The 7,165-nt window shown below is 71.2% G+C and carries 7 protein-coding genes and 1 pseudogene; 3 read left to right on the top strand and 5 right to left on the bottom strand.

Annotated elements, in window-relative coordinates:
* A partial coding sequence (locus GBZ26_RS24960) for an electron transfer flavoprotein subunit alpha/FixB family protein (protein WP_211104953.1) occupies window positions 1-399 on the top strand: 399 nt, incomplete at its 5' end.
* Here the strand turns inward: GBZ26_RS24960 and GBZ26_RS24965 are convergent.
* From GBZ26_RS24965 to GBZ26_RS24975, 3 genes are read right to left on the bottom strand one after another with little or no spacing between them, the layout of a single operon-like run.
* Window positions 365-838: an SRPBCC family protein gene (locus tag GBZ26_RS24965; protein WP_174441151.1), complete on the bottom strand. Its 474-nt coding sequence runs from the start codon at window positions 836-838 to the stop codon at window positions 365-367. The genes GBZ26_RS24960 and GBZ26_RS24965 overlap by 35 nt on opposite strands.
* Before the next feature lie 12 nt (window positions 839-850).
* The gene (locus GBZ26_RS24970; RefSeq protein ID WP_174441152.1) at window positions 851-1,687 is read right to left on the bottom strand and encodes a phosphoenolpyruvate hydrolase family protein; all 837 of its coding nucleotides are present in this window, start codon (window positions 1,685-1,687) and stop codon (window positions 851-853) included.
* 13 nt (window positions 1,688-1,700) lie between these two features.
* A complete protein-coding gene (locus GBZ26_RS24975; protein ID WP_174441153.1) occupies window positions 1,701-2,936 on the bottom strand; it encodes a Tm-1-like ATP-binding domain-containing protein in 1,236 nt (411 codons plus the stop codon).
* A 105-nt stretch (window positions 2,937-3,041) separates the two neighbouring features.
* Here GBZ26_RS24975 and GBZ26_RS24980 point away from each other — a divergent pair, with 105 nt between their 5' ends.
* Window positions 3,042-4,838 (top strand): phosphoenolpyruvate hydrolase family protein, encoded by a 1,797-nt coding sequence (locus GBZ26_RS24980; protein ID WP_174441154.1) that lies wholly within the window; start codon window positions 3,042-3,044, stop codon window positions 4,836-4,838.
* On the opposite strand, the gene GBZ26_RS24985 is transcribed toward GBZ26_RS24980, so the two are convergent.
* A complete protein-coding gene (locus GBZ26_RS24985) occupies window positions 4,820-5,518 on the bottom strand; it encodes a phosphoenolpyruvate hydrolase family protein (RefSeq protein ID WP_174441155.1) in 699 nt (232 codons plus the stop codon). The two genes, GBZ26_RS24980 and GBZ26_RS24985, sit on opposite strands and share 19 nt — an antisense overlap.
* Window positions 5,519-5,631: 113 nt before the next feature.
* On the opposite strand from GBZ26_RS24985, the gene GBZ26_RS24990 reads away from it, so the two are divergent.
* Window positions 5,632-6,861, top strand: coding sequence for an ABC transporter substrate-binding protein (locus GBZ26_RS24990; protein WP_246654125.1), 1,230 nt, complete (start codon window positions 5,632-5,634; stop codon window positions 6,859-6,861).
* A 22-nt stretch (window positions 6,862-6,883) separates the two neighbouring features.
* Here GBZ26_RS24990 and GBZ26_RS24995 read toward each other — a convergent pair.
* Window positions 6,884-7,165, bottom strand: a pseudogene (locus tag GBZ26_RS24995) (DUF1116 domain-containing protein); the annotation flags it as partial.

The following is a 7,165-nucleotide window of genomic DNA, read 5'->3' on the forward strand; positions in this document are numbered from 1 at the left end:
TTCGTCGGCCAGGAGCTGACGAAGTCGGAGCGTCCGGAGCTGACCCAGGCCAAGATCGTCGTGTCGGGCGGCCGCGGCATGCAGTCGGGCGACAACTTCAAGCTTCTGGAAGCGCTGGCCGACAAGCTGGGGGCCGCGGTCGGCGCCAGCCGCGCGGCGGTGGACGCCGGCTTCGTGCCGAACGACTACCAGGTCGGCCAGACCGGCAAGATCGTGGCGCCCGAGCTGTACATCGCCGTCGGCATCTCCGGGGCCATCCAGCACCTCGCCGGCATGAAGGACAGCAAGGTCATCGTCGCGATCAACAAGGACGAGGAGGCGCCGATCTTCCAGGTCGCCGACTACGGCCTCGTCGCCGACCTGTTCAAGGCGGTGCCGGAGTTGGAGCAGGCGCTCTGACACCGCCGCCGCACAGGTCCGCCAGCGCCCGGAACCCGGCGGCGAAGGTGTTCCGGCCGACCTGCTCGCGCAGCGTGGGCAGGTCCTCGGGCCGGCAGTCGAAGTCGGCCCACCATTCGCCGAAGGTGCGGTTTCCCTCCGTCACCTCGGTCAGGCGGAAGGTCGCGACGTAGTCGGTGAGCGGCAATGGCGATTCGAGGATCGTGTAGGTGTAGGAGCGCTCGCGGTCGCTGAAGGACACCAGCTGTTCGCGCAGCCGGCCGCCGGGCGTGAGCCCGAAGTTGCGGACGCAGCCGACCGTGTCGCTGCGCAGCCCGTCCTCGATGTGGCTGTCCGCGATGATGGGATGCCAGGCGTGGTGGCCGTTGAAATCCCGCGCCTTGTCCCAGACCTCTCCGACGGGCGCGTCGATGACGGCGCTGACATAGACCCGTGCCATGCGTTCCCCCCTTCAGCGTTGCTTGGTGATGGCCTTGAAACGGCGCGTCTGCTCGGTCAGCGCGGTTTCCGTGGGCAGGCGTTCCATGCTGGACGCGCCGTAGAAGCCGTGGCAGACGGTGCACGCGCCGAGGACGAAGGAGGCGTCCTCCGGCGTGGCGATCGGGCCGCCGTGGCACAGCACGATCACGTCCTTGCGCACCCGCAGGGCCGCCTCCGCCCAGGCGTCGATCTTCGGCACGCAATCCTTCAGCGACAGCGCCGTTTCCGCCCCGATGCTGCCGCCGGTGGTTAGGCCGAGGTGGCAGACGATGACGTCGGCCCCGGCCTCGGCCATCGCCACCGCCTCCCCTTCCGAGAAGACGTAGGGCGTGGTCAGCAGGTCCAGCTCATGGGCGGCGCGGATCATGTCCACCTCCAGCCCGTAGCCCATGCCCGTCTCCTCCAGATTGGCCCGGAAGACGCCGTCGATCAGCCCCACGGTCGGAAAGTTCTGCACGCCGGAGAAGCCCAGATCGGCCAGCCGCCGCAGGAACTGGTCCTGGATCATGAAGGGATCGGTGCCGTTGACGCCGGCCAGCACGGGGGTGTGCCGGACCACCGGCAGCACCTCGCGCGCCATGTCGACGACGATCTCGTTGGCGTTGCCGTAGGCGAGCAGCCCGGCCAGCGAACCGCGCCCGGCCATGCGGTAGCGGCCGGAGTTGTAGATGACGATCAGGTCGATCCCGCCCGCCTCCTCGCATTTGGCGGACAGCCCGGTTCCGGCGCCGCCGCCGACGATGGGTTCGCCGCGGGCGATCATGCCGCGGAACCGGTCGAGGATTTGTTGACGGGGAATGCGGGGCATCGTCGAAGGCTCCTTATGACGTCGTGCCGTGGCCGGCCGCGGCGATGTCCCGGAAGGCCCGGACGAGCGCGGCGGCGAAGGCGGGATCGTTGATGTTGTGGGGAAGGCGGACCAGCCGGCGCGCGTCCGTCTGCTCGACGGTGCGCTCCAGCGCATCGAACAGCGCGGCGTCCGCCTCGGGATCGTGGAAGGGCTGGCCCGGCGCATCGAGCACCGACACCCCCCCTTCGGGGATGAGGAAGCGCACCGGCCCGGTGAAGGCGTTCAGCTTGCGGCCGATCCAGGCGCCCATCGCCCGGTTCTCCTCCGCCGTGGTGCGCATCAGCGTGACCTGCGGGTTGTGCACGTAGAACAGCCGGTCGCGGTAGCGCTCGGGCACGCTGTCGCGCGGGCCGAAATTCACCATGTCCAGCGCGCCGCAGGACCCGACATAGGGGATGCCGGCCCGCGCGATGGCGTCCAGCCGCTCCTCCCCGGCGCTGAAGACGCCGCCCATCAGCAGGTCGCAGACCTCGGTGGTCGTCACGTCCAGCACGCCCGCCAGCAGGCCCGAGGCGACGAGCTTCTCCATCGCCCGCCCGCCGGTGCCGGTGGCGTGGAAGACCAGGCAGTCGTAGGCGGGGTCGAGTTCCTGGGACACCTGCGTGACGCAAGGCGTCGTCACGCCGAACATGGTGAGGCCCAGCGCCGGCTTGGTGTCCGTCTCGGGGATCGCGCGCGCCACCATGCCGGCCATCGCGTGGGCGGCGTTGCCCAGCACGCGGCGCGAAATACGGTTCAGCCCGGCGACGTCGGTGACCGAGGCCATCATGCAGAGGTCCGTTTCGCCGACGTAGGACGCCACGTTGCCCGACGCGACGGTGGACACGATCAGCTTGGGCGTCCCCACGGGAAGCGTCCGCATGCCCGGCGCGATGATCGCCGTGCCACCGGAACCGCCCAGCCCGATCATGCCGGCGACGTCGGTGCGCCGCTCGACGAAGCGCCGGAACGCGTCGGCCATGCGCGACACGGCCAGCCCGCGGTCGTCGGTGCCCAGCACGGCCTCCGCTCCGTCGGGGTGGCAGGAGGCGACGTCCCGCGCCGAGACATCGGCCGGGACAGCCGGCGGGCGGGTGCCAACATCGACCGTCACCGTGCGCAGCCCCTCCGCCGCGATCAGCCCCCGCACATAGTCCAACTCGATTCCCTTGGTGTCGTGGCAGCCGACGACATAGACCGCCGCCGCGCCTCGCTCCGCATCCGCCATGGCCGGGCCTCCTCCCTTCGTCTTTTCCGGAAGTGTAGGCCGCCCGCCGGGGGCGCCAACCGGAGCGTTGCGGCGGAGCGGGTAATATTGGGTATAGTGGTTGGCATGACCCATGACCGCATGACCCATGACCGGACTCAGTTGCTGGACGATCTGCGGCGGGCCTGCGCGGGCCGGCACACCCTGCTGGTCGGCGCCGCCATCGGCACCGGCCTTGCCGCCCGCGCGGCGGCGCGCGGCGGCGCCGACTTCCTGCTGGCGCTGGCCGCCGGCCGCTTCCGCACCATGGGGGCGTCGTCCATCGCCACCATGCTGGCGCTGCGCGACAGCAACGCCTTCGTCGCCGACTTCGCCTGCTCGGAGATCGTCGACGCGACACCGATTCCGGTCTTCTTCGGCGCCTGCGCCTGGGGCCTCGCGGAGGAGGAGTTTTCCCCTTTCATGGAGCGGCTGCGCGGCTGGGGCTTCGCCGGGGTGGTGAATTTCCCCACCGTGTCGCATGTCGACGGGCGCTTCCGCGAGGCGCTGGAGCGCACCGGCCTGGGCTTCGCGCGGGAGGTCCGCCTGCTGGAAGCGGCGCGGGCGGGCGGGCTGGCGACCGTCGGCTATTTCCGCCGCCGGGAGGAGGCGCTGGCGCTCGCGCGGGCGGGGGTGGACGTCTATTGCTTCAACATCGGCTGGAACGCCGGCGGCGCCGTGGGCGTGCCCAGCGGGGAGTCGGTGCTTCAGGTCGGCAACCGCGCCCGCGGCCACATCAAGGCGATCCGCACCGCCGACCCCGGCGCGCTGTGCGTGATCGAGGGCGGGCCGATCACCACCCCGCAGGAGATGCACGAGGCCTGCCGCGAGGCGCGGGCCGACGGCTACATCGGCGGCTCGACCATCGACCGCCTGCCCTCGGAAAGCTCGATGGAGGAAATGACCGCCGCCTTCAAGCTGGTCTCCACCCTGCAACGGCGCATCGACCGGCTGGAGCGGCGCCTCGACCAGACCGGCCAGGGGATGGGGCTGGTGGGCCGCACCGACGCGCTGGTGGAGACGCGGGCGCGGCTGGAGCATCTCGGCGCCGACGGCGGGCCGGTGTGGGTCGCCGGGCCGGACGGCAGCGGGCGCTCGCTGGTGGCGACTCTGCTGCACGGGCGTGGTCCACAGCGCCAGCGCCCGCCGATGACCGTCGACGCCCGCCATCTGGACGGCGGGTGGCTGTTCGGGGCGGAGCCGGCGGACGGCGGACGCCGCCGCCTCGGCTGGGTCGAGGCCGCCAACGGGACGACGCTGGTGATCGAGAACGCGGAGGGCCTGACGCCCGGCACGCAGGCCGAGCTTGCCGCCTTCCTGGAGCGCGGCAGCTTCCGTCGCCAGGGCGGGCAGGAAACCCTGCGCTCCAACGCGCGGATCATCCTGATCGGAACGGCGGGCCTGGAGGCCGCGGCCGGCGCCGGAACGCTCGCGCCCGAGCTGGCCCGCCGCCTCGCCCGGCGCGACATCGACCTGCCGCCGCTGAGCGAGCGGCTGGACGACATTCCGCTGCTGGTCGAGCATTTCGCGGCGGCGCTGCGCCCATCCGCGGGTCCCGTGCGCCTGTCGCCTCGGGCGTTCCGGCTGCTCATCGCCCATGACTGGCCGGGCAACCTCCGCGAATTGCGCGCCGTGGTCGAGCAGGCGCTGGACGGCAGCGGCGACGTCATCGAGGCGGAAGCCCTCCCCTCCCTGGACGGCAAGCGCGCGGGCCGCCCGCGCCCGGACGCTCCTGGAGACCGCTCACCCAAACAGTCGGAACGGGACTGGATTCTCGACGGCCTGCGGCGGCACCGCTTCCGCCGGGGGGAGACGGCCCGCTTCCTCGGCCTGTCGCGCAAGACGCTCTACAACAAGATGCGCCACTACGGCCTGTTGGAGTGACCGGCGCCGGGCGGGAGCACCAGCCCGTCGGCCGCCCGCCTCATGACGTCATGATGATCCTCGAAGCCGGCCGGCCGATAGAGCAGGACGGGGCCGCCGCCCTCTCCGCGCAGTTCGGCGGCGACCGCGGCGGCGTTCGCGACCGCCTCGGCGTCGCGCGACGGATCGCCGGTCGCGGCACCCGGATGCACGACGAGGCGCCCCGCCCCCGCCGCCCGCAGGCGCCGGCCGATGTCCGCGTCGGCGGCGAAGCCGGTGACGGCGAATCCCGCCTGGGCGGCTTGTTCCAGGAACGACGCCTCCCGCTGCGCACCGAGCCCGACGCCGCGCAGCGTCTCGCCGGTTTCCCCGTCGAACAGCGCGGTGGTGGGGAAGTTGGCGACCGCGCGCACCCCGAACCGGCGCAGGGTTTCCAGGAACGGACCCACCGGCCGGAAGGGGTCGACGGCCAGCACGCCGACGCACACACCCTCCGGCACGCCGTCCGGCATTTCGGCCAAGGCGGCGAGCAGCCGCCCGTTGCTGTCCTGGACGGGAAGCAGGGCCAGATACTCGGCGCGGTCCACCGGATGCCCACCGAAGACTGGACAGAACAGCCGGTCCCCCGCCCCTTCCGCCTGTTCGGTGGAAGAATGAAGCGCGGCGGTGATTTGTACGTCGAACCGACCGTTTTTCCCCATTTTACCCATGCCCCGGATCGCACGCCGTTGTGGAATCGACCATGGGGCGGGACGGTATGGCAACGGGTTTCGGTGAAGGCTCGCCGGGACGACGCAAAAACAGGGAGGAAGCGATGAAGCGTCAGTTGGGCACCGCGCTGCTGTCCGGGACCGCGCTGCTGCTCGCCGCCATGCTGCCGGCGGCGGCGCAGCAGGGTGCGAAGATCTCGAACGACGTCGTCCGGATCGGGGTGATCACCGACCTGTCCGGGGCCTTCTCCGACCAGAGCGGCCGCGGCTCCATCGCCGCCGCGCAGATGGCGGTGGAGGATTTCGGCGGCACGGTGCTGGGCAAGCCCGTCGAGGTGCTGACGGCCGACCACCAGAACAAGGTGGATGTCGGGTCGGCCATCGTGCGCGAGTGGATCGACGCGCAGAACGTCGACCTCATCCAGGACGTGGCGAACTCCGGTCTGGCGCTTGCGGTGGCGGACATCGTCCGCGACAAGAACCGCGTCGCCATCTTCAACGGCCCGTCCGTCACCCGACTGACCGGCGACAAATGCACGCCCAACACCATCCACTACGCCTACGACGCCTACGCGCTGGCCAAGGGCACCGGGGCGCAGACGATCAAGCAGGGCGGCGACACCTGGTATTTCCTCACCGTCGATTTCGCCTTCGGCCACGGGCTGGAGGAGAACACGGCGAAGATCGTCCAGGAGAACGGCGGCAAGGTCCTGGGCGCGGTGCGCTTCCCGCTGAACAACCTCGATTTCGCCTCCTACGTGACGCAGGCGCAGGCGTCGGGGGCCAAGATCGTCGGCCTCGCCACCACCGGGATGGACGCGCGCAACGCCATCAAGGCCGCCTCGGAGTTCGGCCTGACCCAGAGCGGGCAGCAGCTCGCCGGCCTCCTGCTGTTCGACACCGACGTCCACGCCCTCGGGCTGGAGGCGACACAGGGGATGTACCTGACCACCGCCTTCTACTGGGACCGCGACGACGAGACCCGCGCCTTCTCCCGGCGCTTCCACGAGCGGGTGAAGATCATGCCGAACATGGGGCAGGCCGGGGTCTACTCCTCGACGCTCGCCTACCTGAAGGCCATCGAGGCCGCCGGCACCGACGAGGCCGGCCCGGTCATGGAGAAGCTGAAGAGCACGCGGATCAACGACGTGTTCGTGAAGGACGGCTGGGTGCGCGAGGACGGCCGCTTCATGCGCGAGATGTACCTGATGCAGGTAAAGAAGCCCTCGGAGTCCAAATACCCCTGGGACTATTACACCCTGCGCGCCACGATCCCCGCGGAGGAGGCCTTCCGGCCACTGTCGCAGAGCGATTGCCCCCTCGTTAAAAAATAAGGGGAACCGCGGCCGCCGGACCTCAGGCGCGACGGTCGGGGGTGTCCGGGAAACCGGCGCGGCTCCGTGCATCCACCGCGGCTACCGCCTCGGCGTGGCAGGAGGGCGGATGCCAGGCGAGGCCGCGCCCGACGATCCCGTCCTCCCCCGCCGCGTGCAGGGCGGCCAGACAGACCGGGGGCACCGGGCCGCCCAGCAACACGGCGCGGGCGTCCAGCCCGACGCGCCGCCCGTGGACGGGATGGTCGGCGCAGAGCAGCCGGTCCGCCGCCGCGATGGCCGTCTCGGCCGCCGCCCCCAGCTC

It is taken from the genome of Azospirillum formosense (assembly GCF_013340925.1).
Classification (GTDB): domain Bacteria; phylum Pseudomonadota; class Alphaproteobacteria; order Azospirillales; family Azospirillaceae; genus Azospirillum; species Azospirillum formosense.